General features: G+C 71.2%; 22 protein-coding genes. 12 read left to right on the top strand and 10 right to left on the bottom strand.

Translation table 11 applies throughout. The annotated features are described in order from the left end of the window. Window positions 1–51: 51 nt before the first annotated feature. The 4 genes from EV567_RS19640 to EV567_RS19655 all read right to left on the bottom strand — a co-directional run bounded on the left by EV567_RS19640 (window position 52) and on the right by EV567_RS19655 (window position 1960). Window positions 52–327, bottom strand: a complete 276-nt coding sequence (locus EV567_RS19640; protein WP_130441889.1) for a ribosomal protein L7/L12 — start codon at window positions 325–327, stop codon at window positions 52–54. A gap of 71 nt (window positions 328–398) precedes the next feature. Next, window positions 399–821, bottom strand: a complete 423-nt coding sequence (locus EV567_RS19645; protein WP_130441891.1) for an arsenate reductase ArsC — start codon at window positions 819–821, stop codon at window positions 399–401. A 27-nt stretch (window positions 822–848) separates the two neighbouring features. Further along, the gene (locus EV567_RS19650) at window positions 849–1583 is read right to left on the bottom strand and encodes an aquaporin (RefSeq protein WP_130441893.1); all 735 of its coding nucleotides are present in this window, start codon (window positions 1581–1583) and stop codon (window positions 849–851) included. Beyond that, a complete protein-coding gene (locus EV567_RS19655; RefSeq protein WP_130441895.1) occupies window positions 1580–1960 on the bottom strand; it encodes a helix-turn-helix transcriptional regulator in 381 nt (126 codons plus the stop codon). Before EV567_RS19655 ends, EV567_RS19650 begins: the two co-directional genes overlap by 4 nt. An 80-nt stretch (window positions 1961–2040) precedes the next feature. Between EV567_RS19655 and EV567_RS19660 the strand changes: the two genes are divergently transcribed. Continuing rightward, window positions 2041–2511: an ArsI/CadI family heavy metal resistance metalloenzyme gene (locus EV567_RS19660; RefSeq protein WP_130441897.1), complete on the top strand. Its 471-nt coding sequence runs from the start codon at window positions 2041–2043 to the stop codon at window positions 2509–2511. A gap of 711 nt (window positions 2512–3222) precedes the next feature. On the opposite strand, the gene phoU is transcribed toward EV567_RS19660, so the two are convergent. Beyond that, window positions 3223–3924, bottom strand: a complete 702-nt coding sequence (phoU, locus tag EV567_RS19670; RefSeq protein WP_130441901.1) for a phosphate signaling complex protein PhoU — start codon at window positions 3922–3924, stop codon at window positions 3223–3225. Between the two features lie 223 nt (window positions 3925–4147). Between phoU and EV567_RS19675 the strand changes: the two genes are divergently transcribed. Further along, window positions 4148–5563 (top strand): cell wall metabolism sensor histidine kinase WalK, encoded by a 1416-nt coding sequence (locus EV567_RS19675; protein WP_130441903.1) that lies wholly within the window; start codon window positions 4148–4150, stop codon window positions 5561–5563. After that, entirely contained in the window at window positions 5560–6240 is a 681-nt protein-coding gene (locus tag EV567_RS19680; protein WP_130441905.1) for a response regulator transcription factor, read from the top strand. Before EV567_RS19675 ends, EV567_RS19680 begins: the two co-directional genes overlap by 4 nt. A gap of 100 nt (window positions 6241–6340) precedes the next feature. Here EV567_RS19680 and EV567_RS19685 read toward each other — a convergent pair whose 3' ends face one another. Next, window positions 6341–6988 (bottom strand): DUF461 domain-containing protein, encoded by a 648-nt coding sequence (locus tag EV567_RS19685; RefSeq protein ID WP_130441907.1) that lies wholly within the window; start codon window positions 6986–6988, stop codon window positions 6341–6343. Between the two features lie 688 nt (window positions 6989–7676). On the opposite strand from EV567_RS19685, the gene EV567_RS19695 reads away from it, so the two are divergent. From EV567_RS19695 to EV567_RS19720, 6 genes are all read left to right on the top strand, one after another. Further along, entirely contained in the window at window positions 7677–8159 is a 483-nt protein-coding gene (locus EV567_RS19695; protein WP_003953493.1) for a CarD family transcriptional regulator, read from the top strand. A gap of 355 nt (window positions 8160–8514) precedes the next feature. Then, window positions 8515–9267, top strand: a complete 753-nt coding sequence (gene ispD, locus EV567_RS19700) for a 2-C-methyl-D-erythritol 4-phosphate cytidylyltransferase (protein ID WP_130441909.1) — start codon at window positions 8515–8517, stop codon at window positions 9265–9267. Next, on the top strand, window positions 9257–9751 hold the full coding sequence (ispF, locus tag EV567_RS19705) for a 2-C-methyl-D-erythritol 2,4-cyclodiphosphate synthase (RefSeq protein WP_130441911.1): 495 nt from the start codon (window positions 9257–9259) through the stop codon (window positions 9749–9751). Before ispD ends, ispF begins: the two co-directional genes overlap by 11 nt. Before the next feature lie 130 nt (window positions 9752–9881). Further along, entirely contained in the window at window positions 9882–11282 is a 1401-nt protein-coding gene (cysS, locus tag EV567_RS19710; RefSeq protein ID WP_130441913.1) for a cysteine--tRNA ligase, read from the top strand. 89 nt (window positions 11283–11371) lie between these two features. Continuing rightward, window positions 11372–12313: a 23S rRNA (guanosine(2251)-2'-O)-methyltransferase RlmB gene (gene rlmB, locus EV567_RS19715; protein WP_130441915.1), complete on the top strand. Its 942-nt coding sequence runs from the start codon at window positions 11372–11374 to the stop codon at window positions 12311–12313. Window positions 12314–12502: 189 nt separating this feature from the next. Further along, complete coding sequence (locus EV567_RS19720) at window positions 12503–14233, top strand: DoxX family membrane protein (RefSeq protein ID WP_130441917.1); 1731 nt, start codon at window positions 12503–12505, stop codon at window positions 14231–14233. Window positions 14234–14324: 91 nt separating this feature from the next. Here EV567_RS19720 and EV567_RS19725 read toward each other — a convergent pair whose 3' ends face one another. Beyond that, window positions 14325–15056, bottom strand: a complete 732-nt coding sequence (locus EV567_RS19725) for a nucleotidyltransferase family protein (protein ID WP_130441919.1) — start codon at window positions 15054–15056, stop codon at window positions 14325–14327. A gap of 200 nt (window positions 15057–15256) precedes the next feature. On the opposite strand from EV567_RS19725, the gene EV567_RS19730 reads away from it, so the two are divergent. After that, window positions 15257–16216, top strand: a complete 960-nt coding sequence (locus EV567_RS19730) for a MerR family transcriptional regulator (protein ID WP_130441921.1) — start codon at window positions 15257–15259, stop codon at window positions 16214–16216. 175 nt (window positions 16217–16391) lie between these two features. After that, the gene (locus tag EV567_RS19735) at window positions 16392–17654 is read left to right on the top strand and encodes an acyl-CoA thioesterase/bile acid-CoA:amino acid N-acyltransferase family protein (protein WP_130441923.1); all 1263 of its coding nucleotides are present in this window, start codon (window positions 16392–16394) and stop codon (window positions 17652–17654) included. 52 nt (window positions 17655–17706) lie between these two features. Here EV567_RS19735 and EV567_RS19740 read toward each other — a convergent pair whose 3' ends face one another. After that, on the bottom strand, window positions 17707–18330 hold the full coding sequence (locus EV567_RS19740) for a histidine phosphatase family protein (RefSeq protein WP_130441925.1): 624 nt from the start codon (window positions 18328–18330) through the stop codon (window positions 17707–17709). 26 nt (window positions 18331–18356) lie between these two features. Between EV567_RS19740 and EV567_RS27890 the strand changes: the two genes are divergently transcribed. Next, window positions 18357–18494, top strand: coding sequence for a hypothetical protein (locus tag EV567_RS27890; protein ID WP_165430434.1), 138 nt, complete (start codon window positions 18357–18359; stop codon window positions 18492–18494). Window positions 18495–18643: 149 nt separating this feature from the next. On the opposite strand, the gene EV567_RS19745 is transcribed toward EV567_RS27890, so the two are convergent. Both EV567_RS19745 and EV567_RS19750 read right to left on the bottom strand, forming a co-directional pair. After that, complete coding sequence (locus tag EV567_RS19745; RefSeq protein WP_130442586.1) at window positions 18644–19105, bottom strand: hypothetical protein; 462 nt, start codon at window positions 19103–19105, stop codon at window positions 18644–18646. Between the two features lie 218 nt (window positions 19106–19323). Then, entirely contained in the window at window positions 19324–20415 is a 1092-nt protein-coding gene (locus tag EV567_RS19750) for an ABC transporter ATP-binding protein (protein ID WP_130441927.1), read from the bottom strand. Window positions 20416–20516 lie beyond the last annotated feature (101 nt).

Genomic DNA, 20516 nt, shown 5'->3' on the forward strand with positions numbered 1-20516 from the left:
CCGGGGGCTTTGTGGTGGGGCTGGGCCGTCAGCCGGTTGATCCGGCCGTGCTCAGCGCTTCAGGAAGTCCGGCTCCGGCTGTTCTCTCGTCTCCGCCCGCGCTCCCGCATCGCGGAGGGCCGACACGGCCGCCGCCGCATCTTCCTCGGGCACGCCGGCGAGAATGACGGCGGGGACCCGAGTCGCCAGAACCTTGCTGCGCCACAGGCTCAGTCCCGTAAGCCGACGCACGACCTGGACGACGTCCATCACACGGACACCGAGGTCAGTGAGCACCACGTCATGAGGCACGCCGTCGCAAACCAGCAAGAAGTACTCGTCCGCCATTGCTCTCCCCGTCCCGTCCTCGCCTTGGCGCGCCGCAGAGGCGCGGGCTCGGGGATCACCCGGAGGCGCACTCACGGCTGGGCCGGCGGGGCGAGTTCGTCGACCAGGACGCGGATGCGCTTCTCGATCTCGTCGCGGATCGGGCGGACCGCTTCGACTCCCTGTCCGGCCGGGTCGGGGAGCTCCCAGTCGAGGTAGCGCTTGCCGGGAAAGACCGGGCAGGTGTCGCCGCAGCCCATCGTGATGACGACGTCGGACGCCTGGACGGCCTCCACGGTGAGCACCTTGGGGGCCTCGGCCGAGATGTCGATGCCCACCTCCGCCAAGGCCTCCACCACGGCGGGGTTCACGGTGTCGGCGGGGGCGGACCCGGCGGAGCGCACCTGAACGCGGTCGCCCGCCAGCCGGGTGAGGAAGGCGGCGGCCATCTGGGAGCGGCCGGCGTTGTGGACGCAGACGAACAGAACGGAGGGGCGCGCGTCGGGAGTGGGCATCACGGGTGTCTTTCTGAGCGGAGCGGGTCAGGGGGCGGCGAGTTCGGGTTCGTCGTCGGTGACGACGGCGCCGGTCCGGGGCGGTGCGGGGTGGGTGAACACGGCGGCCACCAGGCCGAGGCCGGTGACGGCGCCGACGAACTGGGCCACGATGAACGGGAGGACCGAGGCGGGTGCGATGCCGGCGAACGTGTCCGTGAACGCGCGCCCGATGGTGACGGCAGGATTGGCGAACGAGGTGGAGGACGTGAACCAGTACGCCGCGCCGATGTAGGAGGCCACGGCGACGGGGGCGAGCTGGGCGCGGCCGGTGCGGGTGAGGCCGAGGACGAGCAGGACGAGCCCGGCGGTCGCGACCAGTTCACCGAGCCAGAGGTGACCGGCTGAGCGGTCACGAGTGGACCACTGGACCAGCGGCTCGGCGAACATGGCGTCGGCCAGGATCGTGCCGCCGATCGCCCCGGCCGTCTGGGCCGGGACGTACGCGGCCAGGTCCCGTAGGGTCGGCCCGTCGAGGGTGTGGCGGCCGGTGAACCAGGCGGCGAGTGTCACCACGGGGTTGAAGTGCGCGCCGGAGACCGGCCCGAACAGCGCGATGAGTACCCCCAGGCCGAAGACGGTGGCCAGGGAGTTGGCCAGCAACTGGACGCCGACGTCATCGGTCAGTCCGGTGGCCTGGATGCCGGAGCCGACCACCACCGCGGTCAGGGCGGCCGACCCCACCGCCTCGGCCAGGGCCCGGCGGCCGAGCGATGCGCTCACGCGGTCGCCTCATCGGTCCGTGTGGTCGCCAGGAAGGCGGACAGCCGCTCCAGGGTTCCGGGAAGGGCCCAGTAGTACACCCACGTCCCGCGGCGCTCGCAGTCGATCAGCCCCGCCTGGCGGAGCAGCTTGAGGTGATGCGAGATCGTCGGCTGTGAGAGGTCGAAGGCCGGGGTCAGGTCACACACGCAGACCTCGCCGCCCGACGGCGAAGCGATCATCGACAGCAGCCGCAGCCGGACCGGGTCGCCCAGCGCCTTGAAGATCTTCGCCAGGCCGGCCGCCTGGACGTCGTCCAGAGGGGCGGTCGCCAGCCCCGGGCAGCAAGCGGCGGACCCGTCGTCCTGCCCGACCACCACTAGTTCTTGCTTCGACATTCTTCTATGTTGACGTTTCTCGATCCAAGGCGCAAGCTCTGTATTGACAGACATCAATGCAAGCAGATCGGAGTCACGTCATGTCTCGTGCCCAGCTCGCCCTGCGCGTCAGCGACCTCGAAGCCTCGATCACCTTCTACTCGAAGCTCTTCGGCGTCGAACCGGCCAAGCGCCGCGAGGGCTACGCCAACTTCGCCATCACCGAGCCCCCGCTCAAGCTCGTACTGATCGAGGGCGGGCCCGGCGAGGAGACCCGCCTGGACCACCTCGGCGTCGAGGTCGAGTCGACCGGCCAGGTCACCGCCGCCACCACCCGACTCAAGGAGGCCGGCCTGGCCACCTTCGAGGAGAACGACACCTCCTGCTGCTACGCGCTCCAGGACAAGGTGTGGGTCCACGGCCCCGGCAAGGAGCCGTGGGAGGTCTACGTCGTCAAGGCCGACGCCGACACCCTCGGCAAGAGCGCCGGCACCGACGCCGCCGGCGACGGCTGCTGCACCGGCCAGGCCACCGACGAGGCCCCGGCCGCTGTCGGGTGTTCCTGCGGCTGACCAGTCCGTCGCGCGCCGGCAAGGCCGACGACGGGACGTCAGCTCACGCCCGCCGACCGGGCATCGCTCCCCTGCGCGCGCCGCCACTCGTACGCACCGGGTGACGTCTCGACGACCTCTCGGGGACAGGCCTCGTACCCGGGCCAGCAGATCACGCTGCTTGTCGTCCCGCTCGCTGTTGTCTCGGGCGGCTTCGACGGCCCATGAGCGGCCGCCGTCGCATGGCGTCGACGCGGGGAGAGGCGCCGGCGGAAGGCTGAGGTCCGGTGGGGCCCCGCGGAGGTGGGCCGGGCGCTGACGGCCCGTGTACGGAGAGGAAGGGGCCCGGGCGGAACGCTGGGCCCCTTCAGTGGCGGTGGGCTGTCAGCCGCACTGGCACGGGCTTCCCGACTGGCACCCGCACCCGCAGCCCGAGCCGCAGCCGCACGCCGCGATCAGGGGCAGGCTCCTGATCTGCGCGGGCTGTTCGGTCGGGCGTTCCTGGGTGGGGGCCGTCGGGGTGGAGGTGCTGGGAGCTTCGGCCATGGGTTCCTCCTGGAGGCCTGAAGGCTGGAGCGCCTTGTCGCCCATTGCATGCCCCTCCCGGCGGGCGCATCAACGGCGCACGGAGGCTCCACCGCGCCCGGGGCTCGCTCCTCCGCGCCGACGCGCCGACGCGCCGTCGCGCCGTCGGGGACGGCCGCCTCCCCGGGCCCACGGTCCCGCGGCCGGCTACGCCCCCTCCGTCCCCGGCACCGGCTGGATCTCCGTCGGCAGGTCCTGCTGGAGTTCGTCCGCGTGTTCACCGGTCACCAGGAACACCACCCGCTTCGCGACCGCCACCGCGTGGTCGGCGAAGCGTTCGTAGTAGCGGCCCAGCAGGGTGACGTCCACCGCCGTCTCGATGCCGTGCTGCCAGCGATCGTCGATCAGGTGCTGGAACAGCGTCCGGTGCAGCAGGTCCATCTCGTCGTCGTCCGTCTCCAGCTGGAGCGCGAGGTCGACGTCCTTCGTGATGATCACCTCGGCCGCCTTGGCCATCAGACGCTGCGCCAGCTGGCCCATCTCCAGGATCGTGGCGTGCAGGTCACGCGGCACCGCCCGCTCCGGGAAACGCAGTCGCGCCAGCTTCGCCACATGCTGGGCGAGGTCGCCCGAGCGCTCCAGGTCCGCCGACATGCGCAGCGACGTCACCACTATGCGCAGGTCCGTCGCGACCGGCTGCTGCCGCGCCAGCAGCGCGATGGCCCGCGCCTCCAGGTCGTGCTGAAGCTCGTCGACCTTCTGGTCGGCCTCGATCACGCTCTCGGCCAGCTTGAGATCGGCGTCGAGGATGGCGGTCGTGGCGCGTCCGACTGCCGACCCCACCAGCCGGGCCATCTCCACCAGACTGTCGCCGATCGAGTCCAGTTCCTCGTGGTACGCGTCCCGCATCAGGGTTCCCTCTCGTACGTCGTTCTTCAGGGGCTCCGGGGGCCGGACCGGCCGTGGAACCGGCGCTGTGAACCCCACCGTGCCACGGTCCGCCCCGTACGCGTCGGTTTCCGTCACCTCAAATGAACCACCACTGGCTCCAAGGTGAACTCTGGGCGACGAGTGTCCGAGGTCCCACACCGATGGCTGTGGCCAGGCCGGACGCCATGCCTAACCTGGACGCATGGACGTGAACGCGGCGGTCGCCGCAGCGGCTGCGATCGCCGGGGTGCTCACCGGTGTCATCGCCATGCTGGCGTTCCGTTGGAGCGAACGCGAACAGAAACGACCCACCAGGACCTCCTTGCACACCGATCCCGTCCTCCCCCCGGGTGTGGACACCGTCCTGTCCGTCCTCCGTTCCTCGGCCGTCGTCCTCGACGAGGCCGACGCCGTCGTCAAGGCCAGCTCGGCGGCGTACGCCCTCGGCCTGGTCCGCGGCGGCAAACTCGCCGTCGAGCCGATGCTCCAGATGGCCCGCGACACCAGACGCGACGGGGAGATACGCCAGGTCGAACTGGACCTGCCCAGACGGGGCACCGGCCGGGGCGAGGCCCTCGCCGTCTCCGCCCGCGTGGCGCCCCTCGGCTCCCGCCTCGTCCTGCTCCTCGTCGAGGACCTCACCGAAGCCCGGCGCATCGAAGCCGTACGACGCGACTTCGTCGCCAACGTCAGCCACGAGCTGAAGACGCCCGTCGGCGCGCTCTCCCTGCTCTCCGAAGCCGTCATGGACGCCTCCGACGACCCGGAGGCCGTGGAACGCTTCGCCGGCCGGATGCAGATCGAGGCCACCCGGCTCACCAACCTGGTCCAGGAGCTCATCGACCTCTCCCGCGTGCAGAACGACGACCCCCTGGAGGACGCCGAGCCCGTCGCGGTCGACGAACTCGTCACCGAGGCCGTCGACCGCTGCCGCCACCAGGCCGGCGCCAAGCAGATCACCATGGCCGCCGCCGGCGCCTCCGGCCTGCGCGTCCACGGCAACCGCGGCCAACTGGCAGCCGCCCTCGGCAACCTCGTCGAGAACGCCGTCAACTACTCGCCCGCCCGCACCCGCGTCGGCATAGCCGCCCGCCGGGTGACCGCCCCCGGCGGCGACCTGATCGAGATCGCCGTCACCGACCAGGGCATCGGCATCTCCGACAAGGACAAGGAACGCATCTTCGAGCGCTTCTACCGCGTCGACCCCGCCCGCTCCCGCGCCACCGGCGGCACCGGCCTCGGACTGGCCATCGTCAAGCACGTGGCCGCCTCGCACGGCGGAGAGGTCACCGTGTGGAGCGCCGAGGGACAGGGCTCCACCTTCACACTCCGGCTCCCGGAAGCGGCCGCCCGCCGCCGCACCGACCCCTACGGCGAAGACGACCACTCCTACGGGGACGACGGCGCGTACGGCGACGATGCCGACCTCTACGCCGACGGCGTCTACGGCCAGGACCCCGGACCCTACGACCCCGACGCGCCCGCCGGCGGCGCCCGCCGCACCTCACCTCCCCCGGGCCCCGGCCCCTCCCCGGGGACCCCCGAACACCCCGCAACTCCCGCATCCCCCGACTCAACCGCGTACCAGACGCTTTCCGCCCCGGAGGTCCTTCCGTGACCCGAGTGCTCGTCGTCGAGGACGAGGAGTCCTTTTCCGACGCCCTGTCGTACATGCTCCGCAAGGAGGGTTTCGAGGTCGCCGTCGCGACCACCGGGCCCGACGGACTCGACGAGTTCGAGCGCAACGGCGCCGACCTCGTCCTCCTCGACCTGATGCTGCCGGGGCTGCCCGGCACGGAGGTGTGCCGGCAGCTGCGCGGCCGCTCCAACGTCCCCGTGATCATGGTGACCGCCAAGGACAGCGAGATCGACAAGGTCGTCGGCCTGGAGATAGGCGCAGACGACTACGTCACCAAGCCGTTCTCCTCACGCGAGCTGGTCGCCCGGATCAGGGCCGTCCTGCGCCGGCGGGGCGAGCCGGAGGAGACGACCCCCGCGGCGCTGGAGGCGGGGCCGGTCAGGATGGACGTCGACCGGCACGTCGTGACCGTCGCCGGCTCGAAGATCGACCTCCCGCTGAAGGAGTTCGACCTGCTGGAGATGCTGCTGCGCAACGCGGGCCGCGTCCTCACCCGTATGCAGCTCATCGACCGCGTCTGGGGCGCCGACTACGTGGGCGACACAAAGACCCTGGACGTCCACGTCAAGCGCCTGCGCGCGAAGATCGAGCCCGACCCGGGCGCGCCCCGGTACCTGGTGACGGTACGGGGGCTCGGCTACAAGTTCGAGCCGTAGGCCGTCACGGCCGGCCGGGAGCGGTCACCGAAGGCATGACGAAGGGCGGCGCCCCACGCGGGGCGCCGCCCTTCGTCATGTGTACGAGGCGGTACGGGGCTCAGTGGCCGGCGGCCGCCGACTCCGAGGCGCTCGCGGAGGCCGCGCCCGCCGTGCCCGGCTGGCCCGCCGACGCGGAGGCCGACGCCGACGCGGAGGCGGACGGGGAGGCCGAGGCCCCCGGCGCGGACGGGATGTCGCTCGGGCCCCACTCGCTGAAGTAGCTCTCGGCGGGGACGACGAAGGCCAGCAGGCTGACCTCGCCGGTCTCGCTGAAGGTGAACGTCACCTTCTGGGCGTTGCCGCCCTGGACCGCCTCTTCGCTGCCGTCCACGACCGCGGAGGCGTTGTCCTTGCCGCCGATGACGACCGAGCCGCCGGCCGGGATCGTCACCTTGCTCTCACCCTTGGCGGGCTTGATCTCGACGGGCTTGCTCACCCCGTCCACGCTGATCGAGTCCAGCGTCTGCGGCTTGTCGCCGCCGTTGAAGACTGTCGCGGAGACCGCGGCCGGACCCGTGGACTCCGGGTCGGGCTGGGTGATGACGACGACGTTCTGCAGCTTGATGTCGCCGACGCTCGTGGCGGCGTTGTCCGGCTTGATCTCCAGCGTCTGGCTGTCGTTGCCTGCGCCGCACGCGGCGAGCGTGGCGATCGAGAAAGCAAGGGCGGAGGCGGCGAGGGCGCCGCGTCGAAGGCTGCTGCTCACGGCGGCGGCATCTCCTTGGAACGCGCGGGCAGCTCTCCTGGATAAAGCCACCCTAAGGGTCTGTCAGCGGGCCACAAGGTTACCGAGCCGCTCCCACGCCGCCGCACCCGACCCGCCTCTACGGCGTTCCGCACCGGTGAGGGCGGCTCCCGCGGGCGGGCGGCACCTCCGGCACTCGGGTGCCCTGGGGGCGCGGTGGCCACTCAGATCACTTCCGTCACTCACATCACAAGTGACTCACCAGTCACTTCAGCCACTTCAGTCCCTTCGTCATTCACATAACCGCCACTCGGCGGGACCGGGGATTTTCGGTGCGGGAAAGCGGGGCCGCCCCGGAAATTGATCACCGGGCGTTCGGTCGGCGGTGCGATCCCCCGGCGTGATCAATTCGGGAAACGGCTCGGATGCGACTCAGCACACCGAACGGAGTAGCGGAAGTCGCACACCGGCAACCGGACATATGGGGATGTTCGGGCACTCGGGAGGGGTTGTGGATGCGTGTAACGTACGCGTTTCACCCCCGTCGGACAGCCGCTCCGACCTGCGAATACCTGCTTCCGCGCACCGTCCGCAGCACGTCCCTGTCGTGGTTGTCAACCCCCGAGATATGCCCTGACCTGCGAAAACGCCATTCAGAACCCGCGGATTCCGTGTTACCCTGGATAGCCACGGAAGGGGTACCTGTCACATGACGTTCAAGGTTGGCGACACCGTGGTCTATCCCCATCACGGGGCCGCGCTGATCGAGGCTATCGAAACTCGTCAGATCAAAGGCGTGGACAAGACCTACTTGGTGCTGAAGGTCGCCCAGGGCGACCTGACAGTGCGTGTGCCAGCGGACAATGCGGAGTTCGTCGGCGTGCGTGATGTGGTCGGTCAGGACGGGCTGGACCGGGTCTTCGAGGTGCTGCGCGCGCCGTACGCCGAGGAGCCCACGAACTGGTCGCGTCGTTACAAGGCAAATCTCGAGAAGCTCGCCTCCGGCGATGTCATCAAGGTCGCGGAAGTCGTGCGTGACCTGTGGCGTCGTGAGCGTGAGCGTGGACTCTCCGCCGGCGAGAAGCGCATGCTCGCCAAGGCCCGCCAGATTCTGGTGAGCGAGCTCGCCCTCGCGGAGAACACCAACGAGGACAAGGCGGAGGCGCTCCTCGACGAGGTCCTCGCGTCCTGACGCCGACGCACACCGGCCTCGGCTCAGCACACTGAAATGCCGCGGTGCCCGATGACGAAGCTCAAGTCGCCGGGCGCTGCGGCATGTCCGTGCCCGGACGCCGTCCGCATGTCTCTCCCGCAGTGCCGCACGCCGTCGCCACGCCACCCCGAGTGCTCTTCGCATGTCGCGCGCAGTCGATCGCGTCTCGCGGTCGACCGCATCGTGCTTCGGAGGAAGATCCCCCGATTTTCCGGGGTGCCGGGCCCGGGCAGCAGGCTCGACCGGCGTCACGGAAGGGTCCGGTCAAGGCGTCGCGCCCGGCACGCTGTCTCCGTACCCACCAAGGCCGAGCACACAAACCTGACAGGAACCGATGTCTGACGATTCGCGTCCCTCGCCCGCCCCGGCCCGTGCGGCCGCGGTCATCCCGGCTGCCGGCCGGGGCGTACGCCTGGGCCCGGGCGCCCCCAAGGCGCTCCGCGCGCTGGGCGGGACCCCCATGCTGATCCACGCGGTGCGCGCCCTCGCCGCCTCCCGCGCGGTCACCCTCGTGGTCGTGGTCGCCCCACCCGAGGGCGCCGCCGAGGTCAGGTCACTGCTCGACGCACACTCCCTGCCCGAGCGCACCGACTTCGTCGTCGTCCCCGGCGGCGAGAGCCGGCAGGAGTCGGTCAGGCTCGGCCTCGACGCGCTGCCGCCCGGCCACGACATCGTCCTCGTGCACGACGCCGCCCGGCCGCTGGTCCCCGTCGACACCGTCGACGCCGTGATCGAGGCCGTCCGCGACGGCGCCCGCGCCGTCGTCCCCGCCCTGCCCCTCGCCGACACCGTCAAAGAGGTCGACCCCGCGACCGCCCCCGGCGAACCGGAGCCGGTCGTCGCCACCCCGGAGCGGGCCCGGCTGCGCGCCGTCCAGACCCCCCAGGGCTTCGACCGCGCCACCCTCATCCAGGCCCACGAGAGCGTGACCGACGAGGTCACCGACGACGCCGGCATGGTCGAACGGCTCGGCCTGACCGTCGTCGCCGTCCCCGGCCACGAGGAGGCCTTCAAGGTGACGCGCCCGCTCGACCTCGTCCTCGCCGAGGCGGTCCTGGCCCGCAGGAGGCTCAACGATGGCTTCTGACGCCCCGCTTCTGCCCCAGGTCGGCATCGGCACCGACATCCACGCCTTCGAGGACGGCCGCGAGCTGTGGTGCGCGGGCCTGAAATGGGAGGGCGAGGGACCCGGGCTGGCCGGCCACTCCGACGCCGACGTCGTCGCCCACGCCGCGTGCAACGCGCTCTTCTCCGCCGCCGGACTCGGCGACCTCGGACAGCACTTCGGCACCGGCCGCCCCGAGTGGTCCGGCGCCTCAGGGGTGACCCTGCTGACGGAGGCCGCCCGGATCGTCCGCGCCGCCGGCTTCACCATCGGCAACGTCGCCGTCCAGGTGGTCGGCCCGCGCCCGAAGATCGGCAAGCGGCGCGACGAGGCCCAGAAGATCCTCTCCGACGCCGCCGGCGCCCCCGTCTCCGTCTCGGGCGCCACCACCGACGGCCTCGGCTTCCCCGGCCGGGACGAGGGCCTCATGGCGGTGGCGACGGCGCTGGTCGCCCGCACGGGCTGACGCGCCCGGGCGCCCCCGGCAGCCGCGCCGGGAGCGCCCGCGGGCCGTCATATGCCGTGTCGTGTCACGAATCTGTGGCCCTTGAGCGGAAGAGAGCGGGGCATGGTCCCACGCCCACTACCCTGGAGGGGTGACTATTCGCCTGTACGACACCAGCGCCCGGCAGATCCGTGACTTCTCCCCGCTCCAGCCGGGTTGCGTCTCGATCTACCTGTGTGGCGCCACCGTGCAGGCGGCCCCGCACATCGGGCACATCCGCTCGGGCCTGAACTTCGACATCATGCGCCGCTGGTTCGCCCACCGCGGCTACGACGTCACGTTCATCCGCAACGTCACCGACATCGACGACAAGATCATCGCCAAGTCCCACGACCAGGGCCGCCCCTGGTGGTCCATCGGGTACGACAACGAGCGCGCGTTCAACGACGGCTACCACGCCCTCGGCTGCCTGCCGCCGACGTACGAACCGCGGGCCACCGGGCACGTCCCCGAGATGATCGAGATGATGCGCGGCCTCATCGAGCGCGGACACGCCTACGAGGCCGACGGCAACGTCTACTTCGACGTGCGGTCCTTCCCGGGGTACCTGCGGCTGTCCAACCAGGAACTGGACAACCTGCTCCAGCCCTCCGGCGAGGGCGAGACGGGCAAGCGTGACCCCCGCGACTTCGCCATGTGGAAGGCGACCAAGCCCGGCGAGCCCAGCTGGGAGACGCCCTGGGGCCGAGGCCGCCCCGGCTGGCACCTGGAGTGCTCGGCGATGGCCCACAAGTACCTGGGCACCGCCTTCGACATCCACGGCGGCGGCCTCGACCTGATCTTCCCCCACCACGAGAACGAGATCGCCCAGGCCAAGGCCTACGGCGACGACTTCGCCCGGTACTGGGTGCACAACGCCTGGGTCACCATGAGCGGCGAGAAGATGTCGAAGTCGCTGGGCAACAGCGTCCTCGTCTCCGAGATGGTCAAGCAGTGGCGGCCCATCGTCCTGCGCTACTACCTCGGCACACCGCACTACCGCTCGATGATCGAGTACAGCGAGGAAGCCCTGCGCGAGGCCGAGTCGGCGTTCGCGCGGATCGAGGGCTTCGTCCAGCGCGTCGTCGAGAAGGCGGGGGGAGTCGTCGAACCCGCCCCCGAGGTCCCGCCGGCCTTCGCCGAGGCGATGGACGACGACCTCGGCGTCCCCCAGGCGCTCGCCGTCGTGCACACGACGGTCCGGCAGGGCAACTCCGCCCTCGCCGCCGACGACAAGGAAGCCGCGGTGGCCCGCCTCGCCGAGGTCCGCGCCATGCTCGGCGTCCTCGGACTCGACCCCCTCGACGCACACTGGGCGGGCGAGACCGACCGGGGCGAGGACCTCCACGGCGTCGTCGACAGCCTCGTACGCCTCGTCCTGGACCAGCGCGAAGCCGCCCGGGGACGCAAGGACTGGGCGACCGCGGACGCCATCCGCGACCAGCTCAACCAGTCCGGCCTCGTCATCGAGGACGGCCCGCAGGGACCACGCTGGTCCCTGGGCCCGCGTTGACAGCACCCTTGATCGATTGTGCCGCCCGGCCCCCCGGGCGGCACACTGCATGTACGCACGCACCACAGTTCACGGAAAACAGGTAGGTCATGGCAGCCAACAACCGTCGCATGTCCGGCAAGAAGGGCGCGCAGGTCGGCAGCGGCGGCCAGCGGCGCCGAGGCCTTGAGGGCAAGGGGCCGACCCCGCCCGCCGAGATGCGCAAGGGCCACAAGAAGAACCGCATCGCCACCGCCAAGACCAAGCAGGCCGCACGCCGTCCCGCACCCCGCGGCCGAGGCGGCAAGTCGGCCTCCGAACTGGTCGTCGGCCGCAACCCGGTCGTCGAGGCACTGCGCGAGGGCGTCCCCGCCTCCACGCTCTACGTCCAGCAGTTCATCGACAACGACGAGCGCGTGCGCGAGGCCCTCCAGCTCGCGGCCGAGCGCGGCGGCATCAACCTCATGGAGGCCCCGCGCCCCGAGCTCGACCGCATGACGAACGGCCTCAACCACCAGGGCCTCGTCCTCCAGGTCCCGCCCTACGAGTACGCCCACCCCGAGGACCTCGCCGCCGCCGCCTTCGACGCGGGCGAGGACCCGCTCATCGTCGCCCTCGACGGCGTGACCGACCCGCGCAACCTCGGCGCCGTCGTCCGCTCCGTCTCCGCCTTCGGCGGCCACGGCGTCGTCGTCCCCGAACGGCGCGCCGCCGGCATGACCGCCGGCGCCTGGAAGACCTCCGCCGGCACCGCCGCCCGCACCCCGGTGGCCCGCGCCACCAACCTCACGCGCGCACTGGAGGCCTACAAGAAGGCCGGCATCGCGGTCGTCGGCCTGGCAGCCGACGGAGAAGCGGAGATCGGCCAACTGGAAGCCCTCCAGGGCCCCGTCGTCATCGTCGTCGGCAGCGAGGGCAAGGGCCTGTCCCGACTGGTCGGCGAGACCTGCGACTTCCGGGTGCGCATCCCCATGCCGGGCGGCGCGGAATCCCTCAACGCCGGTGTGGCGGCGGGAGTCGTGCTGTACGAGGCCGCGCGCCGACGGGGATAGCCCGGCACGCGGGAGACGGGGGCGCGCCGCCGGGGCAGTCACGCGTGTACGGGGCGGCGCGCCGGCGCAGGTCGCCGGGCGCCGTGCGCGCGGCTCCCCGGGGGCGCGGGCGGCTGTGGGCAGCCTTGACGGCGTCCGGACAGATCCGGTCGGTCAAGGCAGTGTCCTAACGTCACGTCACTCGGTTAGATGAGTGTGGACACCAGAACACCCCGCACACCCACGGGGGACCGCTCGTCGGGATTCGACGACGCTCCCGCGCTGAGCATGGTGAAGGTGCCGAGCGATCCGGCGCAGGTCATCGTCAGTCACGCGAGCTTCCGCGTGCAGTTGGGCGCGTCGGCCCGGCGCACCCAATCCCCGCGCGTCGCCCGGCACTTGAGCGCCACCCAGGACACCGCCCGCATCCCCGTCGTAGGGACCGCGGGCAGAGCGGGCCTGGCCGGCGCGCCCGGAACGCGCCGCCGGGCCGTCGTCTGGAGCGGCCGGTCGGCCCCGGACGACACCGGTGCCCACCGCCTCCTCCAGGCCGTGCGGGCAGGCAGCGTGGGCCACGGCGAACCGCCCTCCGACATCGCCGGAGCCACCCGCGTCATCCCCCGCGTCGGGCCCGGCGAGACCTACGACGGCTACGACGGCGGCCTCACCGCCCAAACCCTCGAAACCCCCACCGTCGGCGCCCAGCGCACCCCCGGCGCCGGCGAGAACCGCATCCTGCCCGCCATGCGCACCGTCGGCAGCGCCTACGACGAGCCCGCATACGCTCCACCGGGCCACGGCCACGACCTGTCCGGCTACGACGAACCGCCCTACGACGACGCCCCCTTCGAGGAGTTCGGCGAAGCCGTCGCCGCGCAGACCGCCCCGCGCTCCCGGCGCCACGGCGACGAACCCGCCCGGCACGCCTTCTACCCCGACCGCCGCCTCAACCTCGGCGTGGTCCTGCTCCCCCTGCGCGTCCTCCTCGGCTTCATCTCCGTCTACACCGGCATGGGCAAACTGTGCGACCCCGTCTACTTCGACGGCGGCGAACGCGGCTCCATGGTGAAGTGGCTCAACACCCTGCACCCCTGGGAAGTCGCCGAGCCACTGCGCCAGTTCGCCCTGCACCACCCCGTCGGCTCGGGGCTCGTCATCGCCTTCCTCCAGGTGATCGTCGGCGTCCTCACCGTCCTCGGCTGCTGGCAGCGCGTCGCCGCGTTCGTGGGCGCGTCGCTCTCCGCCGCACTCCTCGTCACCGTCAGCTGGAAGACCGCCCCGGTCTACGAGACGCCCGACATCATCTACCTCGCCGCCTGGTCGCCCCTGGTCATCGCAGGCGCCCCGGTCTACTCCGTCGACGGCCGGCTCGCCGCCGGCGCCTGGCGCCGGCTCGGCCCCCGCGCCGACCTGTGGGACCTGCGCCGCTACGTCCTGCGCCGCGGCGCACTCGTCACCGCGATCACCGTGGGCATCACCCTCCTCGTCGGCTCCCTGCTCGGCGGCGCCGTCCGAGACGCCGACCGCGTCGTCGTCCCCGGCCCCGGCGAGGCCCCGCGCAACGAACTGCCCGGCTCCCCGCTCCCGCAGGAGTCCGGCGGCCAGCGCCCCAGCAAGAAGAAGGCCTCGCCGTCCGCCGAGCCCACCCGGGAGGCCACCTCGGCGGCCCCCACCGCCGGCACGGACAGCTCCCCCGACGCCACCCAGGACGACACCGAGAGCGCCACCACCGGCGCGCCCAGCCAGACCCAGGGCACCGGCGGCGGCCAGGCCCCGCCCCAGCGCTCCACGCCGGACCAGCAGGCCCCCAGCACCAGTTCCGGCCCCACCTCCGGCGGTTCCTCCAGCACCGGAGGCTCCACGAGCGGCGGCTCCGACAGCACCGGCGGATCGTCGTCCGACACCGGCCGTCCGGGCCTGGTGGGCGGGCTCCTCGGCTGACACACAGCTCCTCAGGAGCCCTGCGGAATCGACGGTGGCCCCGGTGCTCTCCAGCACCGGGGCCACCGTCATGTCGAGGCCGGACGGGCCGTCAGCGCCCCAGCGCCGCCAGCTCCTTCGCCGCCTCCGTCAGGTCCTTCGCCGTGTCGATCGCCCGCCAGTACGCGCCCTGCGGGATCGGGAACCCCGCGAGGCGCCGCTCCCGGGCCAGATGCGGGAACGTCGTGCGCTCGTGATCCCCACGCTCGGGCAGCAGGCCGGCGAACTCGGGGGAGAAGACGTAGACGCCCGCGTTGATCTCGTACGTCGTCGGCGGCGCCTCGATGAAGTCCGTGATGTGGCCGAAGCCGTCCGTCTTCACCGCACCCCACGGGATGCGCGGACGGGCCAGCGCGAGGGTGGCGAGGGCGTCGCGCTCGGTGTGGAAGTCCGCCATGTCGCGCAGCGAGAACCGGGTCCAGATGTCGCCGTTGGTGGCGTACCAGGGCCGGTCCGGGTGCGGGAGGCGGGCGGCCGCGTACTTGAGACCGCCGCCGCGGCCGAGAGGCTCGGACTCCACGACCGTCGTGACACGCACCGGCAGATCGGCGGTCTCCAGCCACTTCTCCAGCACGTCGGCGAGATGACCGCAGGAGACGACGACGTCGGTGACGCCCTCCTCGGCGAGCCAGCCGAGCTGGTGTCCGATGATCGGCTTCCCCGTCCCGGGGATCTCGACCATCGGCTTGGGCCGGTCGTCGGTGTAGGGGCGCAGCCGCGACCCCTGGCCACCGGCCAGGACGACGGCTTGCGTGGGGCGGGACGCGGCATGCGGATGGGTCATGACGGGCACTGTACGCGGCGCCCTCACCGGCCCTGGGGGCTGCCCCGGAGGCAGGCGGGCACGGGGGCCCGGGCGGACGGCAGCCACCGCGACGGGGCAGCGGAAGACGACAGCCGCGACTCAGCCCGCTTCCTCACCGGAGCGCCGGTGCTTGACCTTACCCTCAGGGGCAAGGTTTAGCGTTCTTCGAGGTGAGAGGCATGCGGATAGGTGAGCTGGCCCGGCGAGCAGGTGTGACGACCAAGGCGGTGCGCTACTACGAATCGCTGGGGCTGCTCGCGCCGGTGCGTTTGGCCAACGGCTACCGGGACTACGACGAGCACGACGTACGGCTCACCCGGGAGATCCGGGCGCTGGGCCGTCTCGGCATCCCCGTCGAGGCGACACGGCCGTTTCTGGAATGCCTGGGCCTGGGGCACCGGCACTCGGACGACTGCCCGGCCGCGCTGGCCGGGTACCGGGACGCCATCGATGAGCTCACGCAGCGGATCGAGGGCCTCACCGCCCGCCGGGCGGTGCTGGTGGCGCACCTGCACGAGGCCGCTCACCGCAACAGCCGCTTCTCACCGGCTGACGGAGAGGAACCGATGACCGACTACACGATCCTGCCTGCAGACCTGCCCGTTCCCGAGGACGACGGCGCTGCTGCCCGCCTGCGCGGTGCGAGCCTGCCGCAGCTGACGCTCCATGCCACCGACGGCGCCATGATCAGCCTTGAGGCGCTGGGCGCAGGTCGCACGGTGCTCTACATCTATCCGCTGACGGGCCGCCCCGGCACCGATCTGCCCGAGGGCTGGGACACCATCCCCGGCGCCCGTGGCTGCACCGCCGAGGCATGCGGCTTCCGCGACCACCACCAGGACCTGCTCGCGGCCGGCGCGACCCAGGTGTACGGCCTCTCCAGCCAGGACAGCGACTACCAACGTGAGGTCACCGAGCGGCTCCGTCTGCCGTTCCGGATGCTGTCCGACCCCGCACGGCGTCTGGGCCGGGCACTTGACCTTCCCACCTTCACCGCAGGCGGGCTGACGCTGTACAAGCGGCTCACGCTGATCATCAAGAACAACATGATCGAGCACGTCTTCTACCCGGTCTTCCCGCCGGACAAGCACGCCGACCAGGTGCTGGCCTGGCTCAGCGACAACGCCCACCGGCCTTGATACATCGCCGCTGACCCGGTTCTCGTATTCGCGGCGGGCCTTGCGCTGTGCCGGGACGGTCGGCTCACCTTGAGTGCCGTCGAGGAACTGGCAGCCGGCGGTGGGCTGCCGGGGGAAATCACTGTGCTTATTTCTCCCCTTCCCTGCGAGAACACCGGACGATCACACTGCACGCATGCAGAGAGCGAGAAGACGAACCGCAGCCTACGCGGCAGCGTTAGCGTTGATCCTGCCGGCCGGCGCAGGCTGCTCCGGGGGCCGCGAACCGGACGTCGCACACAGCCAGGCGGCCACCCTTCATCTGGACAAGCCGGTTGGTCTGGCGGACGAGCCGGTGCACACTCGGATCAGCGGGCTCGCCTCCGGCGAGGAAGTCACCGTCACAGCACGCGCCACCGACGCCGACGGCATGACCTGGACGGGGCGCGCCGTCTTCACCGCCGACGACAAGGGCATCGTCGATCTGGATCACGCCGAGCCCGAGGCAGGCACCTATCGGGGAGCCGACGGCATGGGTCTGTTCTGGTCCATGACCCCCGCCAAGGGCGATCCCGACAAGAGCTGGTTCCGCACGGAACATCCGCAAAAGGTGTCCTCCTACCAGGTGCGCCTCATGGTCGAAGCAGGCAGCCGGACCATCGCGGAGCGACAGCTCACCCGGACATGGGCCATTAACGGAGTGCACCGCAAGGAGCTCACCGTGGCCCACGACAAGCTGCGCGGGGAACTCTTCCTGCCTCCCTCGCACGGACCCCGGCGTGCGCCGGTCCTGCTTCTCGGGGGCTCGGAGGGCGGCCTCGGCGACCCGCTCGCGGCGGCCCTGCTGGCCTCCCGCGGCCACCCTGCCCTGACCCTGTGCTACTTCGACTGCCAGGGACGGCCCAAGAACCTGGCCGCCATCTCCCTGGAGTACTTCGCCGCCGCCGCCCGGCTTCTGCGCAACCAGCCGCAGGCCGATGCCCAGCGTCTCGTGGTGATCGGTGCATCCCGCGGCTCCGAAGCAGCTCAGCTGATGGCCCAGTACTATCCGGACCTCGTCCGCGACGCCGTGGTCTACATGCCCAGCCGCAACACCAACAGAGCGTATTACCGCGGCTGCTTCGAATGCGGGCGAGGGCAGGCCGCATGGACCAAGAACGGCAAGGGCCTGCAGCTCATCCCCATTCCGCTCGACCACGTCCGAGGCACCGTGCTGGCCATCGCCGGCGGCGACGACCCGGTGTGGAACTCGCTCCCGTCCGCCGAATCGATCGCACAGGAACGCAACGCGACCGGCCACAAGCACAGGGCCCTGCTCTATCCGAAGGCCGGTCACGCAGTCGGGGTCTTCCCCTACCTCCCCGACAGCGGCGGCAGCCACTTGGGTGGAACCCGCACAGCGAACGCCCGAGCGAAGGCCGACAGTTGGCCACACGTGCTCCGACTCCTCGGACCATGATCTACATCAGGTGCTTCCTGCGATGGATCGACATCGATCTCATCTACGGGCCTCAGACGTGGAGCTCCGGCGGGAAGCCGGTCCAGCGGAGCTCGGCGGGGAGGTGGCCGGTGTCGTTGAAGAGGAGGACCGCCGGGGGACGATCAGGTGTGTAGCGGATGACGGTCAGGGCCGCGTTGGCATGGTTGATGCCCAGCCATCGCCACTTCGGCGCGTCGAGGGCGGCTCGGATGAGCCAGCCGACGAGGAAGTTGTGGGTGACGACAAGCTCGTGGCGCGGTTCGTCTCCGGCGACAGTCCCGGTGAACTCTGCGAGTGCCGCCGCCGCGAGCCCGGGGCCCTGCTCGCGTTCCTCGACCGTGAACTGCTGCAGGAACTCGATCCAGGCGTCCGCTGCCTCCGGCGGCAGCTCCTCACGTGTCGGCAGGTAGGGGAGGTAGTCGCCAGCCGCTTCGGAACGACGGCAGGGAACTCCGTCGAGCTGCTCACCGACCAGCAGCGCGGTCTGTTCGGCACGGGCGAGAGGGCCGTGGTGTATCGCCGCCAGCGGGACCCCACGGAGCCGCTCCCCCAGCAGGGCGGCCTGGCGGCGGCCCGCATCCGTCAATTCACTCTCATCCGGCGATGCCTCGCCGTGACGGGCGAGATAAAGGTAACGGGCGGCCGTGCCGGTCATGGATGCGTCCTTGAGTGAAGTCGATCTTGCGGACTCATGGAAGGACGCCGACCCATGCGGACCGGTTCCACGAGGGGTACGACCTCTTGGAGTTCGGGCCGAAGCCGGTGGTCTCCCTCAACCGTGCGGTCGCCGACGCTGACGACCGCATGGCCCGCCTGTGACGGCGCCGAGGCGACGGAGAGGTGGGCGCGGGTGCCGGAGTGGGGTACGCGGGGGGTTTTCGCGCGCCGGCGCGCGGGGGCGCGATCCGGGGGGCGGTGCGGGTGGCGGCGTGCGGGCTCACCCGGAGGGGTGCGCCCGCTGCCGTGCCTCAGCTGTGGGCCGCCATGACTCCCGAGGCGAAGGACGTGTCACAGACGGGCCGGGCGTAGGACTGCGCCCGGGTGGGGCCGTGGAGACGGACCGCCGCGCGGCCGAGGGCGCGGGCGATGGAGGCGCAGTGCCTGGCCAGGGACGGCTTGCCGTTCACCGCTTCCTGGAGGTGGGTCAGCGCGACGCCCGGGTTCTCGTCGTGGAGCTCGGTCAGCAGCCGGTCGCGCAGGATGTCCTGCGGGGCCTTCACGGCGCTGTGGGAGGTGCGGTGCCCGGTGGAGGCGGAGGCGTCGGAGGCGGTGAGCACCGAATCCGAGGGGTCCCCCGACCAGTTGACCCGGGTGACCGCCAGGGTGCCGGAGAGCACCATGACGACGGGCAGGACGAGGGCGAGGGAGCGACCGATCCGCCGGGCGGGGCCCCGGCCGCGTCGCGTCTGAGGGGTGCTGGAGTGCTTCACGGAGTGCTTCACGCGTGTGAGGGTAGCGCGCCGTAATGACACGGCGACATTAAGTCACTCGGTCGGGGGATGAAGGCGTGCTTCTTTTTGGGTAGGGGGTTGACGAGTGCCGTTCGAAACACCCGGTGTGTCGGGGTTCGCCGGGTGGGCGACGGCGACGAGAAGGGCCCCGCGGCAGCCGCGGGGCCCTTCTCTTGAAGCTGTGGAGCGGTCCGACGTCAGTCGGAGAGCCGCTCGCCCGTCGAGGTGGAGAACACGTGGGTCTCGCCCGCGCGCGGGACGACGTGCAGCGTGCTGCCCTTCTCCGGGACGTCACGGCCGCTGACACGGACGACGAGGTCCTTGGAGTCGTCGCCGCCGAGCTTGGCGGTGCCATAGACGTAGGCGTCGGCGCCCAGCTCCTCGACCACGTTCACGGTGACCGCGAGGCCCAGGTCGGACTCCGGGCCGGCGACGTCGAAGTGCTCGGGGCGGACGCCGACGGTGACCGTCTTGTCGGTGGTCGCCGAGATCGCGTCGCGCTGGACCGGCACGACCGAGTTGCCGAACTTCACGCCGCCGTCGGCGATCGGCACCTCGACGAGGTTCATCGCCGGCGAGCCGATGAAGCCGGCCACGAAGAGGTTCGCGGGACGGTCGTACATGTTGCGCGGGGTGTCGACCTGCTGGAGCAGACCGTCCTTGAGGACCGCCACACGGTCGCCCATCGTCATGGCCTCGACCTGGTCGTGGGTGACGTAGACGGTGGTGATGCCGAGACGGCGCTGCAGCGAGGCGATCTGCGTACGCGTGGAGACACGGAGCTTGGCGTCCAGGTTGGACAGCGGCTCGTCCATGAGGAAGACCTGCGGCTCGCGCACGATGGCGCGGCCCATCGCGACACGCTGGCGCTGGCCGCCGGAGAGGGCCTTCGGCTTGCGGTCCAGGTACTCGGTGAGGTCGAGGATCTTCGCGGCCTCCTCGACCTTCTGCCGGATCTCCGCCTTGTTGACGCCGGCGATCTTGAGCGCGAAGCCCATGTTGTCGGCGACGGTCATGTGCGGGTAGAGCGCGTAGTTCTGGAACACCATGGCGATGTCCCGGTCCTTCGGCGGCAGGTGCGTGACGTCGCGGTCACCGATGCGGATGGCGCCGCCGTTGACGTCCTCGAGCCCCGCGAGCATCCGGAGCGAGGTGGACTTGCCGCAACCCGACGGGCCGACCAGGACGAGGAACTCGCCGTCCTCGATCGCGATGTCGAGTGCGTCGACGGCGGGCTTGGTGGAACCCGGGTAGATCCGGGTCGCCTTGTCGAAAGTGACAGTGGCCATGGCTCGAAGGCCCCCTTCTACCGGCAGGAACGTGCCGGACGATCCGTTGTAGGAAGGTGGTTGGTGTAGTCCACCGGAGTGAACTGGCTCAGGACGGTACC

The organism is Streptomyces sp. BK239 (assembly GCF_004217285.1).
GTDB lineage: Bacteria > Actinomycetota > Actinomycetes > Streptomycetales > Streptomycetaceae > Streptomyces.